The organism is Mesorhizobium sp. M0563, assembly GCF_040321065.1.
In the GTDB taxonomy this organism is placed as follows: domain Bacteria; phylum Pseudomonadota; class Alphaproteobacteria; order Rhizobiales; family Rhizobiaceae; genus Mesorhizobium.
Genome location: NZ_JAMYQV010000005.1, coordinates 162381 through 185622, shown reverse-complemented (window position 1 = coordinate 185622; position 23242 = coordinate 162381). Strand labels below are relative to the sequence as shown.

Here is a 23242-nt window from a genome sequence, read left to right as displayed (position 1 = left end):
AGAAAGGGCTCGCTGGCGAACGTGTTCTCCTTGTCCCTGGCCCGCCAAACGAAATCAGGCTTGTGAGGGGCATCTTCAACATGTTTGTTGCTGAAGGGCAGAGCATGGCTGGTATATCAGTTCGTCTGAACAAAGAGGGAGAGCCGTCCACATACGGCGATGTGTGAACGCCTGCCCGAACAGCCCGCCGCCGACGATGAAGTTGTTGGGGCTATGAAGCTTGAAGAGAAACAGTTCGCCCGGTTGGAGCGCTCGGAACTGCGACCGCCCCCCCGGGCTGCCAGAAGTTCACCTCGTCAACGTCCTGGCGGCGCGACAGAAATTCGAACCAATCTAGATCGGTGACGCCGACATAGATCTTGATCCCATGGGTGCTCATGAAAACGCCTCAGCGCGGTCGCGCACGATCGCCTTCACTCGCTCCGCCGCTGTTTGAGCGGGATCAGCCCGTTCGGCAAAGGACGGCAGAGCGAGCATGCGCGCTGCTTCGCGCAGGGCAGCGGCGATCGAACCTATCGCTTCTTCCGCGCGAGTGACCGGCAACTCGATCGTGCGCGCGAGAGTTAGGAAGTCCTGCCGTGTAAGCCGGTCGTCCTTACCGTTGAGCTTCAGCGCCATACGATCGCCACCAAGCCCCGGAAAGACGCGGGTCGTCACGGTGTCGTAAAGGGATGCGAACCGGACGGTCTCGAACCGCTTGGAGCCAGGGCCTGCAATCTTGAGGAGCGCCAGGTTCTTGAGATGCATGTCCCCGTCGGCGATCAGCCACGCGAAAAACGCCCGGCGGAACAAGGTCTCGATATCGGCGGCAGGGTCGGTCGAAAGCGGCCGCAAACCGCGCGCCATGCGTTCGATTGTGCCGTCGTATTTGGCTGAGGTCGGCAGATCGAGAACCGAACAGAAGTCCTCGAGCGCTAGGAAGCGTCGATCATCGGGCCCGCGTCGCACGTCGAATCGCTCGACGACCAATGCAGGTGACATCCCATCCGGCATGTCGATGAGCGCGGCGGCCGGAACCTCGAAGCCCGCTGCGCGACCAAGTTCAAGACAAAGCCATTCGACGACCGGCAGCATTTCGAAGCCCGCGGTTCCGGCCGGCTTAAGGATGTGAGTGAATGGCAGATCGATCGCGGGTAGCAGCGCGCCGTCCGATGCCAAATTCATCGGCGCCTTAATCTGGACACCCGATAATCTCGGCATTTCCGCGCGCGCAAACAGCTGAGCCAAGTTGTGCTCGAACGTCTCCTGGATCTCGCCTCGCGACGGGCCGACGTATCGACCAGTGAAGCGCCCATCGTCGGTGAACGCGACAAGTTTGGTGTCGAGTTCGTCTCGCGGCAGGACGTTAAGCTCGGCTTGGCTCTCGACGACCGCGATATTTGACATGTAGCGCTTGCCGCTTCGCAGCGCTTCGCGTTCATCCCGCTGACGGAGCACTTGCGCGAGCCATCCTTCTGGGAGGAGCGACTCGATGAAAGCCGGCAGCTTGCCTGGTGCAGTCTGTCGAACGAGTGGCGGGCCGCTGCGCCTCACAGGCTTCCAGCGCCACTCGAATCCATCGTGGATTAGACGACCGAGAGGATCCCCATGCCATGCCACAAGGAAATCCAGGGCCGCCTTGTTAACGGGGCCCTTGGCCACCGCCGGGCGCGCAATCAGATAACGCTCAGCGCCCTCCCCTTCGCGGTACCATCCGTTCTCGCGGGCCAACGCCCAGACCGCGTCAGCGGCCACCTGTGGCGAGCCGTGTTCTTCTATGAGTCTTGCCGCCATGTCGGCCCGCATCAGTTCGGTGATGGCGCTAGCATGCTCGCTCCGCAAGCGGAATGCTTCCAGGAAGCGTTGGCGCGGCGAGGAAACGTCAACTCGCAGCTCGCCAAGATCGTCCCCTACCACCGCAGAGGCAGTCGAAGGATGGGGAGGCGCCTCGTTTTGGATTATTTCGAGCGTCCGTAACCGGGTTCGTTGATTACGCCGACCGCTAACGAACAGGCGGCCGTCAGGTGTGGGAGCAAGAAGTTGGGCAGAGGCCGATGATAGATAGGCAGTAGGATAGAGGTAGCGCGCGATGCGTACGGCGTGGCCTAAAACTGCTTGCTCAACGTCGTCGCCTGATCGTGCATAAACACCGCGGACGAGCGGGACGAGTTCCCCTACCACCGCTAGCGCATGCGCACGTCTCTTGTCTATTGTCTCTCCAACCAGCAGTATGGACACGGACTTTCTCGCACTTCAGATGCGCAAAAGTCCGCTAATAGGCGTCAAGAGTCAAGGACTTTCTCGAATCTGAAATGCGCGAAAGTCATGCCTGTCTACGGGCGTCGCCAGTCTGCTCGGCCGCATTCTCGATCTGCTTTTGCCGAATGCACTGGTATTACGGTCGAGCAATGGAGCCCCGTCGAATGAGGGCTCGCGCCGAGCGGAAGCGACCAGTCCAGCACGGGTCATGCCCCTGCCCTGCGCCCTTTTCCGCAGGATCAACGTTCGTTGTTGTCATCCTCATAGCCTTCATAGTTGTCCTGCGGCGCATAATATTCCGCTGCGTCATAGACTTAGGTCTTCTTGTAGCGCTCTCCAGGCCAGCCGCAGCGAGGCGCGAAAAGCCGTTGATCTTCAAGCCGCAGGCGATGCACTCGAAACGATTGGGCAGATATTCCTGCGTCTCGGTGATCTCGCCGTCCTCGGGAAGCGCACGATGGACAGTTCACCCGATGGCCGGCCGGGCGGATTGCCCAACCGGCCGCCGACTGGCTGAGCGTGGTGCGCTCCTCGTTGCTCTTGGCGGCCCAGGCGTTCTTGTGAGCGTCGACATCTCCCAGGACCGCCTTAGCGCCGTCATCGGCAGCGGCGGCGATGAGTTTGGCGGCGACTTTCGCCTCGGCATCCCCGATGAAGTCAGGCAGTGACATGCCCATCGAACCAAGGAGAACCTCGCATAACCGCCAGGCGATCGATGGATTGCGGTGCAATCTCGCATTTGATGAGCCCGTCGGCGACGACGATGCCGATATCGGACGACTTCACCTTCCTGAGCTTGGCAAGCGAGCGGTCGACGATCGGGTGCGGCGACGCAGCTTGGTCATCGCCACCAACGCCGCAAATCGGTAAGACCTGGTAGTCGCCTTCGAAGGGCTTCCTGCTTTTCACCGGGACGTTAGATCGCCAGCGCTGCTGTTTTTCCCCGGTGTACAAACCCCTCTTTTGAGCGGCCAGTTGACTGCCGTCCAAAATGATTATTAAGTTCGGTGACAGAACGAATTAATCGGAGCTGCTGTTGAACGACGTGCCACGCATTTCTCGTCAGTTCTCGCAGCGCTCCGTCATGGAGGCGATCGTGCAAGGTGGGCCGATCTCGCGCGCTTCAATCGCAAAGCAGACCGGCTTGTCTAAGCAGACAATCTCCGAGATCGTCAGGACACTCGAGCAGGAAGGCTGGGTGCAGGAAACGGGGCGCACGAGCGGACATGTCGGACGCACGGCTGTCACTTACGAACTCGTATTTAACGCGGCCTACATCGCGGCGGTCGACCTCGGCGGCGCCAAAGTCCGGGTCGCCCTCACCGATCTTGCCTGCCAGATATTCGCGGAGGAAACGGCGCCGACCGATCCTCGGGGCGGACAGTTCGTCGTCGACCAGATCGTGGATCTAGCGCTTCAGGCGGCCCAGAGGCACCGCATCTCGCGCACAAAGATAAGGCTGGCGGTGATTGGTGTTCCCGGTGCACCCGACAAGAAGACCGGCCGCGTCCTGCTTGCCCCGAATATTGCCGGCTTTGGCACAATGAATGTCGTTCGCGCTTTCGAGCACGCATTCGGGTTTCATGTGGTGATCGAGAACGATGTCAATCTGGCGGTGCTCGGCGAGAACTGGCAGGGGTGCGGCCGCGGTATCGACAATCTCGCCTTCATAGCGCTGGGTACCGGTATCGGCAGCGGCCTCATGGTTGGAGGCAATCTGGTGCGGGGCGCCAGCAATGCAGCCGGCGAGATGGGCTTTTTGCCGATTGGCGCCGATCCTTTCGCGCCGACATCGTTGCGCGCCGGCGCTTTCGAGCGCGTGGTCGCAACCAACGCCATGGTTGAACGCTACGCGGCGCTGACGGGCAACATCGTCAACGTGCCGACGATTTTCCACAGTGCATTGGCCGGAGACAGGCATGCCGCGACGGTGCTCGACGAAACCGCGCGCTACCTGGCGCAAGGCATTGTGGCCATAGCGGCAATTGCCAATCCGCAAAAGGTCGTCCTGGGCGGCTCGATCGGGCTGCGGCCGGAAATCCTGTTGCGCGTTAGGGACCTGCTGCCGCGCTGCTTCCCCTATCCTATCGCCGTTGAGGCCAGCGAACTCGGGTCGCGGGCAGCGCTCATCGGCGCCGCCGCCATCGGGCTCGGCCAGTTGCACAACAAACTGTTCGGCGTCGACGCGCCCGACGGACGCATTTCGCTTCCCCCAGCCAGTTCGGCCGTGCTGCGCGAGGCCACGCTATGACCGCTTCAAAGGACATCACCGCCCGCTTGCGCGCCGCCCTCGATTGCGACGCAGCGGTGGAGCTTCTGCAGGGGGCAATCGGCCGCGAAAGCATAACCGGTCACGAAGAAAACCTTGTCGCCTTCCTTGAACACCGCATGCGCATGCTTGGCTTGAGCGAAATTCGGCGTGCGGAATTCGCGCCCGGCCGGCCCAATGTCTGGGGTGAGCGCAAAGGTGCCGGCGCCGGCAAGCGGCTGCTCTTCATCGGCCACACCGATACGGTTCATGTCGAGGGCTGGCGCGAGCACTGGGCTGGCACCGCCAGGCAGGATCCGTTTGCCGCGCCAATGATCGACGGGCAGATCTGGGGCCGCGGCGCCGGCGACCTCAAGGCCGGCATCTGCTCCGCGCTGTCGGCACTCTCTCTGCTCGACACGGCCGACATCGAACTGGCCGGCGACGTTGCCTTTGCCTTCGTCGGGGACGAGGAGAGCGGCCAGCCTGGAATCGGCGTCTCCGCCGGCATCAAGGACTTCGTCGGCCGCATTGAGAGAGGCGAAGTCGTGGCGCCCGATTTCATCGTCTATGTGGAGCCTACCCGCCTTTCGGTTTATCCGGCCCAAATCGGCTTCTTCATTACCGACATCACCGTCACCGGACGATCGGCCTATTTCGGCGTACCCGAACTCGGCAAGGATGCCTTGCGTGCAAGCCACGCCGTCATGAGCGCGCTGTGGAAGCATTCGGAAGATATTGCAACCAGAGCCGAGCACCCGCTGATTGGGCGTGGCTTCCTGCTGATCACCGGGCTTGCGGGCGGAGGCTACATCGCGGTGCCCGAACGCTGCACGTTGTCGCTGATCCGCAAGCTGTTGCCCGGCGAGTCACTGGACGAGGCCGCCGCCGAAATCGAGGCAGTGGTGCGCGGCGCCATCACCGATCCTGAAATCATGTTGGCGTTCGCCTATCCGGCAGGCCGCGATCATCCGCTCGGGGGTAACGCCGCCGAGATTGCACCTGACAGGCCGGAGGTCGGCGCCCTTGCTGCCGCCATGGCCCGATCGATGGCTGGTCGCGGCGCCATCGAAGGCGCGCCATTCTGGTCAGAGTCATCATTTTTCACCAACCGGCTCGGCATCCCCGCCGTGTACTGCGCGCCAGGCGACATTCGCAACTGCCACACCTTCGACGAACACGTCGATGTCGAGGAATATCTGGCGGGCATCGTAGGCTTCGCCCGGTTCATGGCGGAGTATTGCGGCGTTACGGAATAAAGGACAACTGAGAGCGAAAATGGGAGAACTACCATGCTGATAGACAGACTTGTTGCTACAGCACTTGCAGGCAGTCTGATGCTGTTGGCCGGCGGAGCCGGCGCACAGACAGTGGGACCGAGCGGCGAGACGGCGACGCCCAGCGCCGAGGTTACTCTGTCGGACACAGATCTGGCCGCAGTGAAGGAGAAGGGCTACAAGGCCGCGCTGCTGTGGCACACCTCGTCCGACTTCACCAATGCGGTCAGCGCCGGCGCCAAGGATGAATTTGCCCGTGCTGGCATTCAGATCGTCGTGACCACCGACGCCGGCTTTGACGCGGCGCGCCAGCGCAGCGACATCGAAACCGCGCTCGCAGCCAAGCCAAACGTCATCCTGTCGCTGCCCCTCGATCCGGTCACTTCGGCCGAGGCTTTCCGTCAGGCGCTCACCGACGGGACCAAGCTGGTATTCCTTTCGAATCTGCCGAAAGGCTACAAGCACGGAACCGACTATGCCGCCATCGTCACTGACGACCTGTTCCAGATGGGCAAGCAGGCGGCCGATGCACTGGCCAAGGCGCTCGATGGCAAAGGCAAGGTCGGCTACATCTTCCACGACGCCAGTTACTATGTGACGAACCAGCGCGACCAGGCTTTCAAGACAACGATCGAGAAGGATTATCCCGGTATCAAGATCGTCGCCGAGCAGGGGATCTCCGATCCGGCGCGGGCAGAAGAGCTGGCCAGCGCCATGCTCGTGCAGCATCCCGATCTTGACGGCATCTACGTCACCTGGGCCGAACCGGCCGACGGCGTGCTGTCGGCCTTGCGGGCAAGCGGAAACACCGAGACCAAGATCGTCACGCTCGACCTCGCCGAACCGGTGGCGCTCGATATGGTCAAGGGCGGCAATGTGACCGCACTGGTGGCCGACAAGGCGTATGAGCTCGGTCGCGCCATGGCCGCTGTCGGCGTCAAGGCGCTGCTCGGCCAGGAAACGCCGGCCTTCGTCGTTGCCCCGGCGCTTACCGTGACCAAGCAGAACGTTGCGCAGGGCTGGAAGGATTCGTTGAACCGCGACGCACCGCAATCGGTGCTCGACGCGGCCAAGTGACAGGCGAATGCCGGCGGCCAATGAGGGCCGCCGACACCATAAAAACAAGGGGAACTGACATGCGCACAGCAATTGGAATGTTGTCGGCACTGGTAGCGCTCGTCGCCGCCAACGCCTTCGCAGCCGACGGCACCACCACGGGACCGAACGGGGAAAAGCCGACGCCGGCAAAGAGCGTCGTGCTCACACCAGCTGAGGAGCAGCAGATCAAGGTCGGCAAATACACCGCCGCGCTGGTCTGGCATGAGATGAGCGAATACACCAACGCGGTGAACAGCGGCGCCCAGGACGAGTTGAAGCGGCTCGGCATCACGGTGGTCGCTCAGACCGACGCCGGCTTTGATGCAGCCCGGCAGAAATCCGACGTCGAGACAGTACTCGCCAAAAAGCCCTCGATTATACTGTCCCTACCGGTCGATCCCGCAAGTGCGGCCACCGTCTATGATCCTGCGCGCCAGGCCGGCGTGAAATTGGGATTCGTCGACAATTCGCCAGCAGGCTACGTTCACGACAAGGACTATGTGACCATCGTTTCGGACGACCTTTTCCAGATGGGCAATAAGGCCGGGATCGCAATGGCCGACGCGCTCGGCAAGCAGGGCAAGGTCGGCTACATCTTTCACGATGCCGATTTCTACGTCACCAACCAGCGCGATGGAGCATTCAAGCACACAATCGAGCAGGACTATCCGGACATGAAGATCGTAGCCGAGGCCGGAATGGCCGACCCCGCGCGCAGCGAGGAAATCGCGCAGGCGATGATCACACAGCACCCAGACCTCGATGGTATCTACGTCACCTGGGCTGAGCCGGCGCTTAGCGTGCTGTCCACATTGCGGGCGGCCGGCAACAGCCACACCAAGATCGTCACGCTCGACCTGAACGAACCGGCGGCACTGGACATGGTGAAAGGCGGCAACGTTGCGGCACTCATCGCAGACGAAGCCTATGACATCGGCGTGACGCTGGCACGCGCCACGGCCGCCTCGTTGATCGGCAAGAAGGCCGCCCCGTTCATGGTGGTCGATTCCCTCGCCGTCACCAAGGACACTGTCAAGGACGGGTGGAAGCGGTCCCTCAACAAGGACGTGCCCGCGACCATCGCGGCCGCCATGAAGTAGCGGCAGACAATGGCGCCCCGCCGGAGGAAGTGAGAATGTCGAGTATCAACACCAGCCCCGGCCGGGCAGCGAGCTTGGTCAGCCGCTTCAACCTGCAGCAATATGTCGTCTATCTCGGATTTCTGGCGATCTTTCTGTTCTTCGCGATCGTACTGAAGGACAGCGGTTTTCTGACGGTTCGCAACCTGTCGAACATCGTGCTGCAGACGGCACCCGTGACGATCATGGCGATCGGCCTTGTCTTTGTCATGTCGGCGGGCGAGATTGATCTTTCGATAGGTTCGATCGTTGCCGTGGCAGCTCTTGCTGCCGCGGTGGCGATAAACGCCTGCGGCTTGGTGGCCGGGGTGCTGGCTGGCCTCGGCGCCGGCCTGCTGATCGGCCTGCTCAACGGCGCCCTCGTGGCTTACGTCAAGTTGCCTTCATTCCTGGTAACGCTGGCGACGCTCGGGCTGTTTGCCGGCGTATCTCGCTCGATGACCGATTTGCGGTCGATCCCGGTCACCAACGACGCCTTCACCGGCTTCTTCGGCTCGGGTTCTTTGCTGGGTGTTCCGTCCTTGATCTGGTGGACGGTCATTGTCGTTGCGATCGCGCATCTCGTCTTTCGCGAGACGCGCTTCGGCGCCCATGTGCTGGCCACCGGCGACAACAGCCGTGCCGCCAGTGTTTCCGGCATCAGCGTGGCGCAGATAAGGCTGGCCGTTCTGACCATAAGCGGCGGGCTCGCCGGCCTTGCCGGGCTGCTCTATGCCGGCCGGCTGCAGGCCGCGAAATATACGCTCGGCGAAACCGACCTTATGACGGTGATAGCGGCCGTCATTGTCGGCGGAACCCTGCTCAACGGCGGCAAGGGATCGATTGTCGGCGCGCTGGTCGGCTCGCTGATGATGGGCATGCTGAACAACGGCCTCATTCTGATGGGCCTGTCCGTCTCCGATCAGATGATCGTGCGCGGATTGATCATTCTTGCGGCGGTCGCCGTATCGCTGCGCGAAAAGTCGCGTTGAAGGAGTTTGTCATGTTCCTCGCTGTTCTGCGGCGCCGCAATCCGAGCTTTATAGAAAGCGCCATGCGCCTGCACCAGGAAGGAAAGCTGCCGGCTAATTCGTATGTGCTCGACCTCGATGCCGTCGAAAGCAACGCCCGGGTCCTGAAGCGCGAGGCCGACCGGTTTGGACTGAAGATTTTCGCCATGACCAAGCAGGTCGGCCGCGCCAGTTCGTTCTGCCATGCGCTCAAGCGCGGCGGCATCGATCAGGCCGTTGCCGTCGACATGGCCTGCGCGCGGGCAACGCACAGAGCCGGCCTGAGGCTCGGTCATCTTGGCCACCTGCAGCAGATCGCAAGGCACGAGGCCAATGCGGCGGCCAAAACGTTCAGGCCGGACTATTGGACCGTCTTCAACGACACCAAGGCTGAAGAAGCCGCTGCCAGCGCAAGGCTCGCCGGGTACACGCAAAACCTGCTTGCCCGCATCCGCGCCGATGGTGACGTTTTCTACCGCGGCCACGAAGGTGGTTTTGAGGCGGCCGATATCGCCGCGGTCGCCGAAAAACTGGATGGTCTCGACGGCGCACGATTCGCTGGCATCACCACCTTCCCGGCGCTGCTGTTCGACCAGACCACGCGAAAGGTCCTGCCGACACACAATCTGGCGACACTGGGCGGAGCTGCCGAAGCGCTCGCCAAGTCCGGCCGCAGCAACATAGAGGTGAACGCGCCCGGCACGACGTCGAGTGTCCTGCTTGGCGCGCTGGCCGAAGCCGGCGCCACGCAATGTGAACCGGGCAATGGCTTGGCCGGCACCACCGCGCTGCACGTCATGGAGGATCTGCCGGAGCTCCCTGCCGTTCTGTATTTGACCGAGGTGTCGCATTTGTCTGGCGGCAAAGCCTACTGCCTTGGTGGCGGCTTCTATATCGATCCGATCTTTCCGGACTATGAGGTGAAGGCAATCGTGTCCGCAGATCCCACCACGGCCGCCGCCGCGCTCAGAAGCGTCGAGGTGCCGCCGCCTGCGGCAATCGACTATTACGCAATGATTGACGCTAGCGGCGCCAATGCTCCACGCCCCGGCGACACGGCGGTGTTCGGCTTTCGCGGCCAGGCGTTCGTGACCCGCGCCTACGTGGTCGGCATCTCCGGTGTCTCAAAGCGGGCCCCCCAAGTCGAAACGATCGAAAACGGTTTTGGCGAAACCGCTGCCTGGCCCGTCTAGGAGCAAGCGATGAACGCGACCATGACCGGCACGGCCCCTGTTTTGCAGCTGCGCGACATCCGCAAGAATTTCGGCGGCCTGACCGCCATCGAAAATTTCTCGCTCGAGCTCTATCCCGGCGAAATAGTGGCGTTGGTCGGCGATAACGGTGCCGGCAAGTCGACGCTGGTCAAGATCGTGACGGGGGTGCATGCTCCGACATCCGGGACGATCATCATCGAGGGGCAGGCGGTGGCAATGTCAAGCGCCACCATGGCGCGCGCCCACGGCATTGAGGTGGTCTATCAGGACCTGGCGCTCGCCGATCAGCAGACCGTCTACATGAACATGTTTCTTGGCCGCGAGCCGGTGAACCGCTTCGGCCTGCTCGACCGACGCCGGATGATTGACGACACCGAAAAGCTGGTGAAGGATCTCGACGTTCGCATCCCATCGGCTCACGCCACCATCCGCGATCTCTCGGGCGGCCAGCGCCAGGGCGTGGCGATCGCGCGCGCCACGCACTGGGCAAGCAAGCTGATCCTGCTCGACGAGCCAACCGCCGCGCTCGGCGTTGCCGAAACCGCCAAGGTCGAGACGATCGTTCTGTCGCTGAAGCAGCGCAATATTGGCGTGCTGATCATCAGCCACAGTCTCGACCAGGTGTTCAGGCTCTCAGATCGGATCTGTGTTCTGCGACGTGGCAAACAGATCGGCGTGCGCAAGACCAGCGAGACCGACAAGAACGAGATCGTCGCCATGATCACCGGGCTTCAGCACTAGCCTGGTCGATAGAGGCGCGCCGTTCCAGATACTGCGTTACCCGAGCAGTGAGTGGCATCACTTCAGATCCACGATCAGGCCTCGGCCAGAGAATGTTGCCAGCATCAATCTAGAGCACGCAGGTAGCGAATGGGGCGACCGCCGGCAATCCGGTCGGCCGCTGTGGCTATGGAGTTGGCGTCGATGCCGAAATGCCCGTAAAGGTCGCCGATCGTGCCCGACTGGCCAAAATGCTCGACGCCGAGACTACGCGTGCGATGGCCGTAGACCGAGCCCAACCAGCCGAGCGCGGCCGGATGGCCGTCGGTGACGGCGATGATGGCGCAATGCGCCGGAAGGTCGGCAAATAACCTTTCGACATGGCTCCTGGCATGAACAACGCCGCGTTCGCGTGCCCGGCTCGCGGCAGTCCAGCCTGCGTTCAGCCGATCGGCCGAGGTCACCGCCAGGAGACCGACATCGCGACGGTCCTCCGCCATAATGCCGATAGCCTCGATGGCTTCCGGCGCAACCGCGCCGGTATAGGCAACAATTACTTCGGCATTAGGACCCGGATGCCGCAGCCAGTAGCCGCCGTCGATGATCTCCTGCTCGAGTACGGGCGTCACGCTACGCGTGATCTGCTCGACCGGGCGCGTCGAGAGCCGCAGATAGACCGAGCCGCCGGTCTCGTCGCGCAGCCAGGTGCGCTCCGACTGCACGGCGTCGCCGTCGCGCTGCATATAATCCAGGGCAAAGCGCATGATCACGCCCAACTCGTCGACGAAGGCCGGCTCGTAGGCGGCAAGCCCGTCTTGCGCTATGCCGATCAACGGTGTGGCGATCGACTGATGCGCCCCGCCTTCCGGCGCCAATGTGACCCCCGAAGGCGTCGCGACAAGGAGGAAGCGCGCGTCCTGGTAGCAGGCATAGTTGAGCGCATCGAGACCGCGCTGGATGAACGGATCGTAGAGTGTGCCGATCGGCAGCAGCCGTTTGCCGAAAACCGAATGCGACAGCCCAAGTGCCGACAGCAGGATGAACAGATTATTCTCGGCGATGCCGAGTTCGATGTGCTGGCCGGAGGTGCCGAATTCCCATTTCTGCGCCGAGGCGATGCGTTCGCTGCGGAAAGTGTCCGCGAGTGACTGACGCGCGAACAGGCCGCGCCGGTTGACCCAGGGGCCGAGATTGGTCGAAACCGTGACATCGGGTGATGCCGTGACGATCGCGTCGGCGAGCGGCCCGCCAGCCCGCGCAATCTCGTCCAGAATTCTGCCGAAGCCGACCTGCGTGGAGACGCTGCCTTTGGCTTCCGCGACGAGACGACCAGGGATCACGATGCGCTGGGCGTGCCGGCGCCGCTGGCCCTTTGCCGCGAACGGAACGGCATCGAGGAACCCTTGCAGCTCCAAATCCCCAACAGCCAATCCCTCGAAGGCGTCCCACTCCCGCCCGTCGCCGACCGACATCGAGGCGCGAAGGACCGCCATCTGATCCTTGGTCATCAGGCCGGCGTGGTTGTCCTTGTGGCCGGCGAGCGGCAGGCCGTCCTCTCGTCATTCGTGGCGAAGCTCACCCGCACATGACAATTGTCGAGGATGGAATTGTTCGGTCCGTAGGCCTTCTCGATCTGATTGAGCGATTGTGCAATCAGGAACGACTTGATGCCATACCCGGCCATGAAGGCCAGCGCGCTTTCGAAGAAATCGAGCCTGCCGAGCGCGGGAAACTCGTCCAGCAGCATCAAAAGACGCTGCCGGTGATCCTTCGCGTGAAGATTTTCGGCGAGCCTGCGGCCGATCTGGTTAAGCACGAGTCGCATCAGCGGCTTTGTGCGACTGATGTCCGATGGCGGCACGACCAGATAGAGCGTCGTCGGCCGTGCCTCCTCGACAAGGTCTGCGATCCGCCAGTCACAGTATGACGTCACCTTGGCCACAACTGGATCGCGGTAGAGGCCCAGAAAACTCATGGCCGTCGAGAGCACGCCGGAACGCTCGTTCTCGGACTTGTTAAGCAGTTCCCGAGCAGCCGACGCCACGACGGGATGCGGGCCTGCATCACCCAAATGCCGCGTCAGCATCATGGCGCGCAGCGTTGCCTCGATTGGCCGCTCTGGATCAGAAAGGAAGTTCGCCACGCCTGCGAGGGTCTTGTCTTTCTCCGCATAGAGCACGTGCAGTATTGCGCCGACCAGCAACGCATGGCTGGTCTTCTCCCAGTGGTTGCGGCGTTCCAATGTGCCTTCTGGGTCGACCAGGACATCCGCCACGTTCTGCACATCTCGAACTTCCCACTCGCCCCGTCGCACCTCCAGCAGAGGATTGTAGGCTGCGGATCCAGCATTGGTCGGGTCGAACAGAAGCACCTGGCCGAAACGGGCCCGCCATCCGGCCGTCAGTTCCCAGTTTTCGCCTTTGATGTCGTGGACGATTGCCGAACCCGGCCAGGTCAGTAGTGACGGCACGACCAGGCCGACGCCTTTGCCGCTTCGGGTCGGTGCGAAACATAGCACGTGTTCCGGACCGTCGTGGCGTAGATAGTGTCGGCCCAACATACCCAGGATCACCCCATCCTGACCGATCATCCCAGCGGCCTTGATTTCGTCTCGCGTCGCCCAGCGCGCCGAGCCGTAAGTCGTGGTATCCTTTCCCTCGCGCGCCCGCCACAGCGACGTCCCGATCGCTGCGACGATAGCCATGAGGCTTCCGCTCGCCGCAATCGCCGCGCCCTCCAGGAAGACGTTCGGCGCGTAGGCGTCGTAGAAAAACCACCACCAGAAAAAGGCTGGCGGCGGATAAACGGGGTGTCCAGCCAATTCGAACCACGGCGGACCGAGTTGGCTTTGAAAGTCGAGCCGCCCTGCCGTCCACTGTGTTGCTCCCCATGTTGTCGCGACGACGATCAGAAAGGCGGTGAGTATCTGGCCCCATAAAACCTTGCTTGCCGGCATCGGTCGTTTCCCAAATGGATGATCGGAACAACCGAAAAGCTCGAATTCCTAAATCCGCAAGAAAAAAGGGGCGGTCGAAGCAGCATGGCGTACCCGCACGTGGAAAGACTTGCCCGATGCGATCTCGAATGTTGAACGAGCATAGGGGGGCTGCTTTCTTCTGGAGCCGTTGAGCCGCTACTTGCCCAATGATAGTTAGTTGTCTCGGCTCAGATGGCATTTGACGAGATGGACGGGTTCTTGGAGAACCACGGATTGCGCATGACCAAATGAACAAGAGTCCTCAGCGGCGCGCCGAGCCGGAGAACACTCTAGTCCCGGCAAGTGGTGGTCAGCCGTTCTGCTGAGCTCGAATCTTACCGCCTCCCTGATCGGTAGCGCGATAGATCCAGAGCCGACTCGATGAGCAGACCCATCAAGTCTGTTCAATTTTGTTAATGAATTCAGTCACATCAACTATTGCCATGGACTTTCGTTGGAACTGTTGCAAGCCGCGCCGGCCTCACGGATCGCGGAATCTATTGGGCCGCACCTAAGTTCCAGATGTCCCGATGCAGGCGCCATGTCCCGTCGCCCCCTTTTTTCCAAACGACAATGTACTTGCCCGCAACGGTGGAAGGGGCACCGCCTTTGCTCGGCACACTGAGCGTAAATGCGCCAACTTCGTAGGCGAGATTCCCGCTCCCTTCCACTTCCAGCGCCTTCAGGGTGAGATTCTTCATCCCGGCCTTGATTGCGCCCTGCCAGAATTCTTCCACGCCCTTGCGGTCATCGACGCGTTTGCCGTCGGGTGGCAGCAGAGCGGCATCGTCGGTATACATTTGACCTACCGCTGCTGCGTTTCCGCTGTTGAAGGCGTCCATGAATTTTACCAACGCCGCTTCGATGTCCTCACGAGCCGAGTGGGCGGCCGCAGACAATGCAGACGAAAGAAGCAGCACAGCAGCAAATGCAAATGACTGAACCAGTCTCATTTCGTCCTCCCTTGCGTACCCGACATGCCCACCCGATGAATAGCGCCGACCCGAGGGCGCCGCGGCGTTCGATGGCTAGGCGCGGATTATATTAGACTTATCTGATATGACGGCGCAAGCGCAGCTGCGACCCTCTGAACGACCAGCGTAGCAGCTGCCGGAGAGCTTCAAAGCGGCGGCTACCGCCTCACTGCCCTCCTCGTCTCGACGAAAGAGTTCGTTCGAATGATGCTTTTCCGTGGCTTTGCTCGCAAGTTTTCGTCAGCCAGCGCAGGGCCTCCTCTTACGCTCGCTGGTCGTCAAGGCCCAGCGGCCACTAGCTGACAGTCCCCCCGCAGCCAAGCCGCTGGGCCCTCGACGTGGGGAACGAGCATTGGAGACGATGTCGCGCTTTCCGTTACAGCCCGAAGGCGGGTGACAGATGACCGTGTCAGCCTCTCCACCCGAGCTACGATTTCACGCATTCGATCAGGCACAGCTCTCTCGGGCTAGCGCGCCAAGCAGGAGTTAGCTCCCGAATGAGCAGGTGCCACCCAGTTCAACTTCGGCCCTTGCGCGCGCAAAGTATTGGGCGAGATCGATCGGCAGTCCGGTCGGCAAATTGGGGCAGCGATGGCGAGAATGAATGCCAGGAACTTCCCTTCGGTGCCGCTTCGTCGATCTGTTTGCCGAGAAGACGCGCGCGCTGCGTGCCGTCCCCCATACCGCAGAGAACTCACTTCAGGTCACACACACACACACACACGACGCCACCGAGATCCTGCATCAGTTTTCTACTCCGACGCCGCCACGTCACCAAGATCAGTCGCGAGCGTGATCGCGGCTATCAAATCGGGATCGCGCGCCGGAGCGCTCTATGAGTGAGCCCCGAACGGCGCGGTTCTCCTCGAGCAATCCGGCTCGACGTAAGGCGGGCCATCCGTGCCGGCCTCGTGACTAAGAGACGGGCGAATGGCGGTTCCTGGACTCACCTTTTTGTCATGAAGTCGCTTCCTTGAGCCGGTGGCGGAGTTCTTGCTTGATGACTCCAGCACCGTTTAGAATCGGTTTTCGGAAAATTTGTCTTGTGGCATCAATTTTCATGGAATAGGATCATTTTTCACAGGTGTTGGCCCAGCTGAACCAAAATTCGATGAAAGGATTCGCTTTTCATGCCTCCGGTGCAAGAGCACCAATTTTCAGGTCCTGTTACCGTTTTTCAGGAAATCCGCCTTCCTGAAACGGCGACCCCGGCCGGGTACAGCGCCCTGGTCGGAGCCTACAGGCTCGCCGTGCCCTTGCCCCGTAGGTTGTTCGCCACGGGCGAGCATCATCGCATTACCGAACGGGATGGCTGGCGGATCATGACCCCCCGCCACGCCCCAAATCCTACCCTCGAAGGCCACCTGACCTTTGCGCTCAAGTACGAGGGACTGGACCTTGCCGTCCTCAAGCGGCTGTTCCAAGTGACCGGTCCCGCGCCGATCGAGGCGCTGGTCCGTGAAAGCCCGACCGGCAGTTATGCCCGCCGCATCTGGTTTTTATATGAATGGCTGAGGGGCGCCCGTATCGATCTGCCGGACGCGGCGGCCGGACGATACATTCCGGTTGTCGATCCCGAGCTGCAGTGGCCCGGACCCGACAAGACCGCTTCGCGCTACCGCGTAAGGGACAATCTCCCCGGCACGCGTGAGTTCTGCCCTCTGGTGTTCCGCACCAAGATTCTCGAAAAATTCATCGGCCTTGAACTACCGCGGCGCGCGGAGGCAATCGTAGCGGACGTGCCGCGCGACCTTCTTGCTCGGACCGCCGCCTTTCTTTTGCTCAAAGACTCGCGATCAAGCTATGCGATCGAGGGCGAGCGCCCGCCGCAAGATCGCATCCAGCGCTGGGGCCGCGCCATCGGCGAAGCCGGCCGCTGGCCGATCGATCGCGATGAGCTGCTGCGTCTGCAAAGAATTGTACTTGGCGACGCCCGTTTCGCAAGACTTGGCTTCCGAAAAGAAGGAGGTTTCGTCGGTGAGCATGACCGAGACAACGGCACGCCCTTGCCCGATCACATCAGCGCTCGGCCCGAGGACCTGCCGCGGCTAATCGATGGAATGGCGGCGTTCGATCAGGGCCCCGCGCAAAACCTTGATGCAGTCGTAGCCGCCGCAATCCTCGCCTTCGGCTTTGTCTACATTCACCCGTTCGAGGACGGAAACGGCCGCATTCACCGCTACCTAATCCACCACGTCCTTGCCATGCGCGGCTTCAATCCGCCGGGAGTGGTCTTTCCCGTCTCGGCCGCGATCCTGGACCAGATCAACGAGTACAGGGGCGTGCTCGAGAGCTATTCGCAGCGCCTTCTGCCATTGGTGGAATGGGAACCGACGCCGCAATTCAACGTCCGGGTGCTGAATGACACCGGTGATTTCTACCGGTTCTTCGATGCAACCCCGCACGCCGAATTCCTCTATGCCTGCGTTCAGCGGACGATCGAACGGGACCTTCCCGAGGAAACCGCATTTCTGCAGCGCTACGATCAGTTCCGGCAGCAGGTGGACGCCTTTATTGACATGCCCGAGCGGTTGACCGATCTGCTCTTCCGTTTTCTTCACCAGAATGATGGACATCTATCGAACCGCGCGCGCGAAAAGGAATTCGCCACGCTGACCAGTGACGAGGCAGGAAGAATCGAGGCGATCTACGCGCAAACCTTTGGTGCCCATTGAAGGTGTGATCATCAGGATCGATTTTTAGTCCGACGGTTTGTAATTCCCTTGTCCCTGCCTTCATCTCCGAGGCTTGACTTGTCGCCGAGACATGCACGATTTTTTCCGCACGGTCTGACCGGCCGCCGATCAGCCGCGGCCAGAACGCGCTTGACAAACCGGAGCCGTCCCGTCCAACCTCACGCATTCACCAGGGGAGTCCCGGCAAGGGGCTGAGATACTGCTGGCATTCGCGGCGCAGTGACCCGTTGAACCTGATCCAGTTCATACTGGCGTAGGGACGGTGCAAGCGCTTGCGGGAGTTTACGCCCGAGGTCCTGTTTCGGCAGGTCGACAGAAGCGTCTTTTCATCCTCCCGGCACAGAACTGGGTCTCCAATGCAACGAGCAAAGGAGCCTCAAGATGAATGCCCTCACCCCCGCCGTCTCGACGGGACCGCTGCCCGCCTCACGAAAAATCCACAAGCCCGGTGCCATCCACCCGCAGATCAGGGTGCCGATGCGCGAAATCTCCGTCCATCCGACGGCCGGCGAACCGCCCGTCACCGTCTACGATCCGTCCGGCCCCTATACAGACCCGACTGTCGAAACCAGCATCGAAAATGGCCTTGCACGGCTTCGCCACGAATGGATTACGGCGCGCGGCGATGTCGAGGCCTATGACGGCCGCCATGTCCGGCCGGAGGACAACGGATTCGCGACGGGCGAACGCCTGACGCCGGAATTTCCCATTCGCCATCAACCGCTCAGAGCCAAAGCAGGCAAGGCGGTGACGCAGCTTGCCTATGCGCGCGCCGGCATCATCACACCCGAAATGGAGTTCGCCGCCATCCGCGAGAACCTTGGTCGCGAGATCCTGCACGGCAAGCTTGAGCGCGACGGCGAGGCTTTCGGCGCGACACTGCCCGATTTCGTCACGCCGGATTTCGTGCGTGATGAGGTGGCGCGCGGACGCGCAATCATTCCCGCCAACATCAACCATCCCGAGAGCGAGCCGATGATCATCGGTCGCAATTTCCTGGTCAAGATCAACGCCAACATCGGCAACTCCGCCGTCACATCGTCGATGGCTGAAGAGGTCGAAAAAATGGTGTGGGCGATCCGCTGGGGCGCAGACACGGTGATGGACCTGTCGACCGGTCGCAACATCCACAACATCCGCGACTGGATCGTCCGCAACGCGCCGGTTCCGATCGGCACGGTGCCGCTCTATCAGGCGCTCGAAAAGGTCGGCGGCATCGCCGAGGACCTGACCTGGGAGGTCTACCGCGACATGCTGATCGAACAGGCCGAACAGGGCGTCGACTATTTCACCATCCATGCGGGCGTGCGGCTGCACTACATCCCGCTGACCGTTGACCGGGTCACTGGCATCGTCTCGCGCGGTGGCTCGATCATGGCCAAATGGTGCCTGCATCATCACCGGGAAAGCTTCCTCTACGAACATTTCGCCGAGATCTGCGACATTTGCCGCGCCTATGACGTGTCCTTTTCGCTGGGCGACGGCCTTCGTCCTGGCTCGATCGCCGACGCCAATGACGCAGCACAATTCGCCGAGCTGGAGACGCTCGGCGAGCTGACACAGATCGCCTGGGCGAAGGATTGCCAGGTAATGATCGAAGGCCCCGGCCACGTGCCGATGCACAAGGTCAAGGAGAACATGGACAAGCAGCTCGCCGTCTGCGGCGAGGCGCCGTTCTATACGCTTGGGCCGCTGACGACCGACATCGCGCCGGGCTACGACCACATCACCTCCGGCATCGGCGCGGCGATGATCGGTTGGTTCGGCACCGCCATGCTCTGCTACGTCACGCCCAAGGAGCATCTCGGCCTTCCCGATCGCAACGACGTCAAGATCGGCGTGATCACCTACAAGATAGCCGCCCATGCCGCCGACCTGGCAAAAGGTCATCCGGCGGCGAAAGTCAGGGATGATGCCCTTTCCCGCGCGCGCTTCGAATTCCGCTGGAAGGACCAGTTCAACCTGTCGCTCGATCCCGAAACCGCGCGGTCCTTCCACGATCAGACCTTGCCCAAGGAGGCGCACAAGCTGGCGCATTTCTGCTCGATGTGCGGGCCGAAATTCTGCTCGATGCGAATTTCCCACGACATCCGCACCGAAGCGCAGAAGGAGGGCATGGCGGCGATGGTGGCGAAATACCGCGAGGGCGGCGATCTCTACCTGCCGGCGGACGAGACCGGCGCACCGCTCATACCTCAGCCACGTGAGCCATCATGAAGGTGCTGGTCAAAGGGGCCGGCGTTGCCGGCCTCACCGCCGCCTTCGAGCTCGCCGCACGCGGCGCGGCGGTTTCCGTTGCCGAGACAAGGCCTGGCCTTGGGGGCAATGCGTCGTGGTTCGCCGGCGGCATGTTGGCGCCATGGTGCGAGCGCGAAAGCGCCGAGCAGCCGGTGCTGGATCTCGGGCGCGGTGCCGCCGACTGGTGGGATGCCGCAACCCCCGGCCAGGTGACGCGGGCCGGAACGCTGGTCGTGGCCGCGCCGCGCGATGCGGGCGAGATCGACCGCTTCGCCAGCCGCACCTCGGGCCATCGGCGTGTCGATGAAGACGAAATTGCGCTCCTGGAGCCCGACCTCGCCGGCCGCTTCCGGCGCGGATTGCTCTTCTCCGACGAGGCGCATCTCGACCCGCGTCAGGCGATGGCAGCGCTTCATGACAAGCTCGCAGCCATGGGTGTCGAGTTTCACTTCGGCACCGAGGTCTGGCATGTTTTTGGTTTCGATCATCAGATCGACTGCACGGGAATGGCAGCCATCGATGACCGGCTACGTGGCGTTCGCGGCGAAATGCTGATCCTGCGCACGCCCGACATCTCGCTGTCGCGCCCGGTCCGGCTGCTTCATCCGCGCTTTCCGCTCTATGTGGTGCCGCGCACCGGCCAGTGTTTCATGGTCGGTGCGACCATGATCGAGAGCGGGTCCGCCGAGCCGGCCACGGTGCGTTCGATGATGGAGCTTCTGGGTGCCGCCTATGCCCTCCATCCGGCATTCGGCGAGGCCGGGATCGTTGAAACCGGTGTCGGCGTCCGTCCTGCTTTTCCCGACAATCTGCCGCGTGTCGAGGCACATGGAAGCACCGTCGCAGTCAACGGGCTTTATCGCCATGGCTTTCTTCTCGCCCCTGCCATGGCGCGCCAGGCGGCCGACCTGGTCTTCCATCAAGACGGAACGAAGGAGCTTGCTCATGAAACTGACGGTCAACGGCAAAGTGCATGAGGTTGCAGCCACCACGCTGGCCGAGCTGCTTGCGGCGCTCGACTATGAAGGCGATTGGCTGGCAACGGCCGTCAACAGCGAACTCGTGCACAAAGCCAACCGGGCGGAATTCCGGTTGAGCGACGGCGACCGGATCGAAATCCTCTCACCGATGCAGGGAGGCTAGGCCATGTTCGATCTTCTCGGAACGTCGCTTGCCTCCCGCCTGCTTCTCGGCACCGCTCAATATCCATCGCCGGCCATCCTTGCCGAGGCCGTCAAGGCGTCGGGCGCTTCGGCGGTAACCGTCTCGTTACGCCGTGAGATGGCAGGCGGCAGGGCCGGCGAACAATTCTGGTCGTTGATCCGCTCGCTCGGCGTCAGAATCCTGCCCAACACTGCCGGCTGCCACTCCGTCAAGGAAGCGGTCACGACCGCGAAGATGGCGCGCGAAGTTTTCGGCACCAACTGGATCAAGCTCGAAGTGATCGGCAACCACGACACGCTGCAGCCGGACGTGTTCGGGCTGGTCGAGGCCGCCCGCATCCTGTGCGAGGACGGTTTTGATGTATTCCCCTATACCACCGACGATCTTGTCGTCGCCGAGCGACTGCTGGAGGCGGGCTGCCAGGTTCTGATGCCGTGGTGTGCACCGATCGGTTCCGCCCTCGGGCCGATCAACATTCCGGCGCTGCGCTCGATGCGCGCACATTTCCCAGGCGTTCCGCTGATCGTGGATGCGGGGCTCGGACGGCCGTCGCACGCGGCAACCGTCATGGAGCTCGGCTTTGACGCCGTACTCCTGAACACCGCAGTCGCCAAGGCGGCCGATCCGGTCGGCATGGCGCGTGCGTTCGGCAAGGCGGTCGAGGCCGGTCGTGAAGCTTTCAACTCGGGAATGCTCGAACCGCAGGACGTCGCCGTGCCGTCGACGCCGACAATTGGCAGGGCAGTTTTTTCATGAAGCTCGACCCCTTCTACCTGATCGTCGACAGCGCCGCCTGGATCGAACGGCTGGTGCCGCTTGGCGTCAAGCTGGTTCAGTTGCGCATCAAGGATAGGGACGAGGCCACGTTGCGGACGGAAATCCGCCGCGCGAACGGCGTCTGCGCGGTCCATGGTTGCCAACTGATCGTCAACGACCATTGGCGGCTCGCCATTGAGGAAGGCTGCGACTTCGTCCATCTCGGCCAAGAGGATTTGGCTGCGGCCGACCTGCTGGCGATTAAGTACCCCGGATTGAAGCTTGGGCTCAGCACGCACGATCATCTCGAACTGGAAACGGCCATCGCTGCCGAGCCCGACTATATCGCGCTCGGCCCCATCTATCCCACCGTCCTGAAGCAGATGAAATGGGCGCCGCAAGGGCTCGAGCGGATCAGCGAGTGGAAGCATCGGGTGGCGCCGATCCCATTGGTCTCCATCGGCGGCCTCAACCCCGACCGGCTCGACGGTGTCTTCGAGGCTGGTGCGGACAGCGCCGCGGTGGTCACCGACATCACCTTGAATGCCGATCCCGAAGCGCGCACGCGAGAATGGATCGAAAAGACAAAGCCATGGCGCTGAGGCGAGAACCGCATGTGCTCGTGGTCGGCGGATCAGACTCCAGCGGTGGGGCTGGAATTGCACGCGATATCGAGACGATCTCTTCCATTGGCGTGCGCACCTGCCTCGCTGTCACCGCGCTCACAGTGCAAACGCACGACGCCGTACTGGAAATCCTTCATTCGCCACCAAGCCTGGTGGCTGATCAGATGCGCGCCGCGCTGCAGGCCAACGAAGTGGCGGCAATCAAGATCGGCATGCTCGGAACAGCCGAGACCATCGCTGCGGTTGCCGCCGTACTGCGCGAAAATCGACAGGTGCCGGCAGTACTCGATCCAGTGCTGGCCTCCACCTCAGGCCGGGCGCTCTTACAGGCAGCCGCTATCGCTGTCATGAAGCGCGATCTGATGCCGCTTTGCTGCCTTGTCACGCCCAACCTTCCCGAACTGGCGCACCTTATTGGCCCCGAACTGGCAGTGGATGAGGACGATGCGCTCCGACAAGGACAAAGACTGTTGGCCGCCGGCCCTCAGGCCCTGCTGATCAAGGGTGGGCATGCCTCGGGACTCCGATCGACCGATATTTTATTACGCTCCGATCATGAACCCATCCACGTCGATACACCGCGCCTTGCCACATCAATGCGCGGAACAGGTTGCATACTGGCCAGCGCGATTGCGGCGCATCTGGCGAAGGCGAAGCCGCTTGAAGACTGCGTGCGCGAAAGCAAGCGGGTTGTCTTCGCCACGTTTCAGAGGAATGGAGCAGAATGAACCCGGCTATGCGGTACAAGCAGCTTTGGCCGCTAGTATGCTGGATCCTGAGCGTCTTGCTCGCTGGCGCAAACTCTTAGACGAAAATCGCAACAACACGGCGGTTCGAACCGGACCTCGTGGAAGCAATTCGGCCGCGGTCGCAGCGATCATTCATGAA

General features: G+C 62.0%; 18 protein-coding genes, 3 pseudogenes and 1 riboswitch. Of the genes and pseudogenes, 15 read left to right on the top strand and 6 right to left on the bottom strand.

The genetic code is table 11. From position 1 onward, the window contains the following. Positions 1–375 precede the first annotated feature (375 nt). From NKI50_RS09835 to NKI50_RS09825, 3 genes are all read right to left on the bottom strand, one after another. Positions 376–2217 (bottom strand): HipA domain-containing protein, encoded by a 1842-nt coding sequence (locus NKI50_RS09835; RefSeq protein WP_352483873.1) that lies wholly within the window; start codon positions 2215–2217, stop codon positions 376–378. Between the two features lie 335 nt (positions 2218–2552). Then, positions 2553–2909: a hypothetical protein gene (locus NKI50_RS09830; protein ID WP_352716359.1), complete on the bottom strand. Its 357-nt coding sequence runs from the start codon at positions 2907–2909 to the stop codon at positions 2553–2555. Continuing rightward, entirely contained in the window at positions 2896–3192 is a 297-nt protein-coding gene (locus NKI50_RS09825) for a hypothetical protein (protein ID WP_352494324.1), read from the bottom strand. Before NKI50_RS09825 ends, NKI50_RS09830 begins: the two co-directional genes overlap by 14 nt. A gap of 91 nt (positions 3193–3283) precedes the next feature. Here NKI50_RS09825 and NKI50_RS09820 point away from each other — a divergent pair, with 91 nt between their 5' ends. The 7 genes from NKI50_RS09820 to NKI50_RS09790 are packed head-to-tail and all read left to right on the top strand — an operon-like array spanning position 3284 to position 10944. Further along, the gene (locus tag NKI50_RS09820) at positions 3284–4489 is read left to right on the top strand and encodes an ROK family transcriptional regulator (RefSeq protein ID WP_245278510.1); all 1206 of its coding nucleotides are present in this window, start codon (positions 3284–3286) and stop codon (positions 4487–4489) included. After that, complete coding sequence (locus NKI50_RS09815) at positions 4486–5745, top strand: M20 family metallopeptidase (protein WP_352716357.1); 1260 nt, start codon at positions 4486–4488, stop codon at positions 5743–5745. Before NKI50_RS09820 ends, NKI50_RS09815 begins: the two co-directional genes overlap by 4 nt. Positions 5746–5778: 33 nt before the next feature. Further along, positions 5779–6840, top strand: a complete 1062-nt coding sequence (locus NKI50_RS09810) for a substrate-binding domain-containing protein (RefSeq protein WP_352716355.1) — start codon at positions 5779–5781, stop codon at positions 6838–6840. 59 nt (positions 6841–6899) lie between these two features. After that, positions 6900–7961: a substrate-binding domain-containing protein gene (locus tag NKI50_RS09805; protein ID WP_352716353.1), complete on the top strand. Its 1062-nt coding sequence runs from the start codon at positions 6900–6902 to the stop codon at positions 7959–7961. 35 nt (positions 7962–7996) lie between these two features. Continuing rightward, positions 7997–8971, top strand: coding sequence for an ABC transporter permease (locus tag NKI50_RS09800; RefSeq protein ID WP_023717074.1), 975 nt, complete (start codon positions 7997–7999; stop codon positions 8969–8971). An 11-nt stretch (positions 8972–8982) separates the two neighbouring features. Next, positions 8983–10182, top strand: a complete 1200-nt coding sequence (locus tag NKI50_RS09795) for an alanine racemase (RefSeq protein WP_352716351.1) — start codon at positions 8983–8985, stop codon at positions 10180–10182. Between the two features lie 9 nt (positions 10183–10191). Beyond that, positions 10192–10944 (top strand): ATP-binding cassette domain-containing protein, encoded by a 753-nt coding sequence (locus NKI50_RS09790; RefSeq protein WP_036244138.1) that lies wholly within the window; start codon positions 10192–10194, stop codon positions 10942–10944. Positions 10945–11048: 104 nt separating this feature from the next. On the opposite strand, the pseudogene NKI50_RS09785 reads toward NKI50_RS09790, so the two are convergent. The 3 genes and pseudogenes from NKI50_RS09785 to NKI50_RS09775 all read right to left on the bottom strand — a co-directional run. Next, positions 11049–12473, bottom strand: a pseudogene (locus NKI50_RS09785) (transketolase-like TK C-terminal-containing protein); the annotation flags it as partial. After that, positions 12440–13879, bottom strand: a pseudogene (traG, locus tag NKI50_RS09780) (IncP-type conjugal transfer protein TraG); the annotation flags it as partial. The pseudogenes traG and NKI50_RS09785, both read right to left, overlap by 34 nt. 518 nt (positions 13880–14397) lie before the next feature. Then, on the bottom strand, positions 14398–14853 hold the full coding sequence (locus tag NKI50_RS09775) for a YybH family protein (protein ID WP_051409569.1): 456 nt from the start codon (positions 14851–14853) through the stop codon (positions 14398–14400). Positions 14854–16004: 1151 nt separating this feature from the next. On the opposite strand from NKI50_RS09775, the gene NKI50_RS09770 reads away from it, so the two are divergent. The 8 genes and pseudogenes from NKI50_RS09770 to NKI50_RS09735 all read left to right on the top strand — a co-directional run. Next, a complete protein-coding gene (locus NKI50_RS09770) occupies positions 16005–17549 on the top strand; it encodes a Fic family protein (RefSeq protein ID WP_023717068.1) in 1545 nt (514 codons plus the stop codon). 182 nt (positions 17550–17731) lie between these two features. Then, positions 17732–17848, top strand: a riboswitch (TPP riboswitch). 103 nt (positions 17849–17951) lie between these two features. Next, positions 17952–19787, top strand: a complete 1836-nt coding sequence (thiC, locus tag NKI50_RS09765) for a phosphomethylpyrimidine synthase ThiC (protein WP_352716349.1) — start codon at positions 17952–17954, stop codon at positions 19785–19787. Next, positions 19784–20785, top strand: a complete 1002-nt coding sequence (thiO, locus tag NKI50_RS09760) for a glycine oxidase ThiO (RefSeq protein WP_023717066.1) — start codon at positions 19784–19786, stop codon at positions 20783–20785. Before thiC ends, thiO begins: the two co-directional genes overlap by 4 nt. Beyond that, positions 20754–20951: a sulfur carrier protein ThiS gene (gene thiS, locus NKI50_RS09755; protein ID WP_023717065.1), complete on the top strand. Its 198-nt coding sequence runs from the start codon at positions 20754–20756 to the stop codon at positions 20949–20951. The genes thiO and thiS overlap by 32 nt, the downstream gene beginning before the upstream one ends. Positions 20952–20954: 3 nt before the next feature. After that, positions 20955–21728, top strand: a complete 774-nt coding sequence (locus tag NKI50_RS09750; RefSeq protein WP_352494344.1) for a thiazole synthase — start codon at positions 20955–20957, stop codon at positions 21726–21728. Next, positions 21725–22330, top strand: a complete 606-nt coding sequence (locus NKI50_RS09745; protein ID WP_023717063.1) for a thiamine phosphate synthase — start codon at positions 21725–21727, stop codon at positions 22328–22330. Before NKI50_RS09750 ends, NKI50_RS09745 begins: the two co-directional genes overlap by 4 nt. Next, positions 22321–23082 (top strand): hydroxymethylpyrimidine/phosphomethylpyrimidine kinase, encoded by a 762-nt coding sequence (locus tag NKI50_RS09740; protein WP_352716418.1) that lies wholly within the window; start codon positions 22321–22323, stop codon positions 23080–23082. Before NKI50_RS09745 ends, NKI50_RS09740 begins: the two co-directional genes overlap by 10 nt. Then, a pseudogene (locus NKI50_RS09735) lies at positions 23078–23221 on the top strand (ribosome small subunit-dependent GTPase A); the annotation flags it as partial. The gene NKI50_RS09740 and the pseudogene NKI50_RS09735, both read left to right, overlap by 5 nt. Positions 23222–23242: the final 21 nt, after the last annotated feature.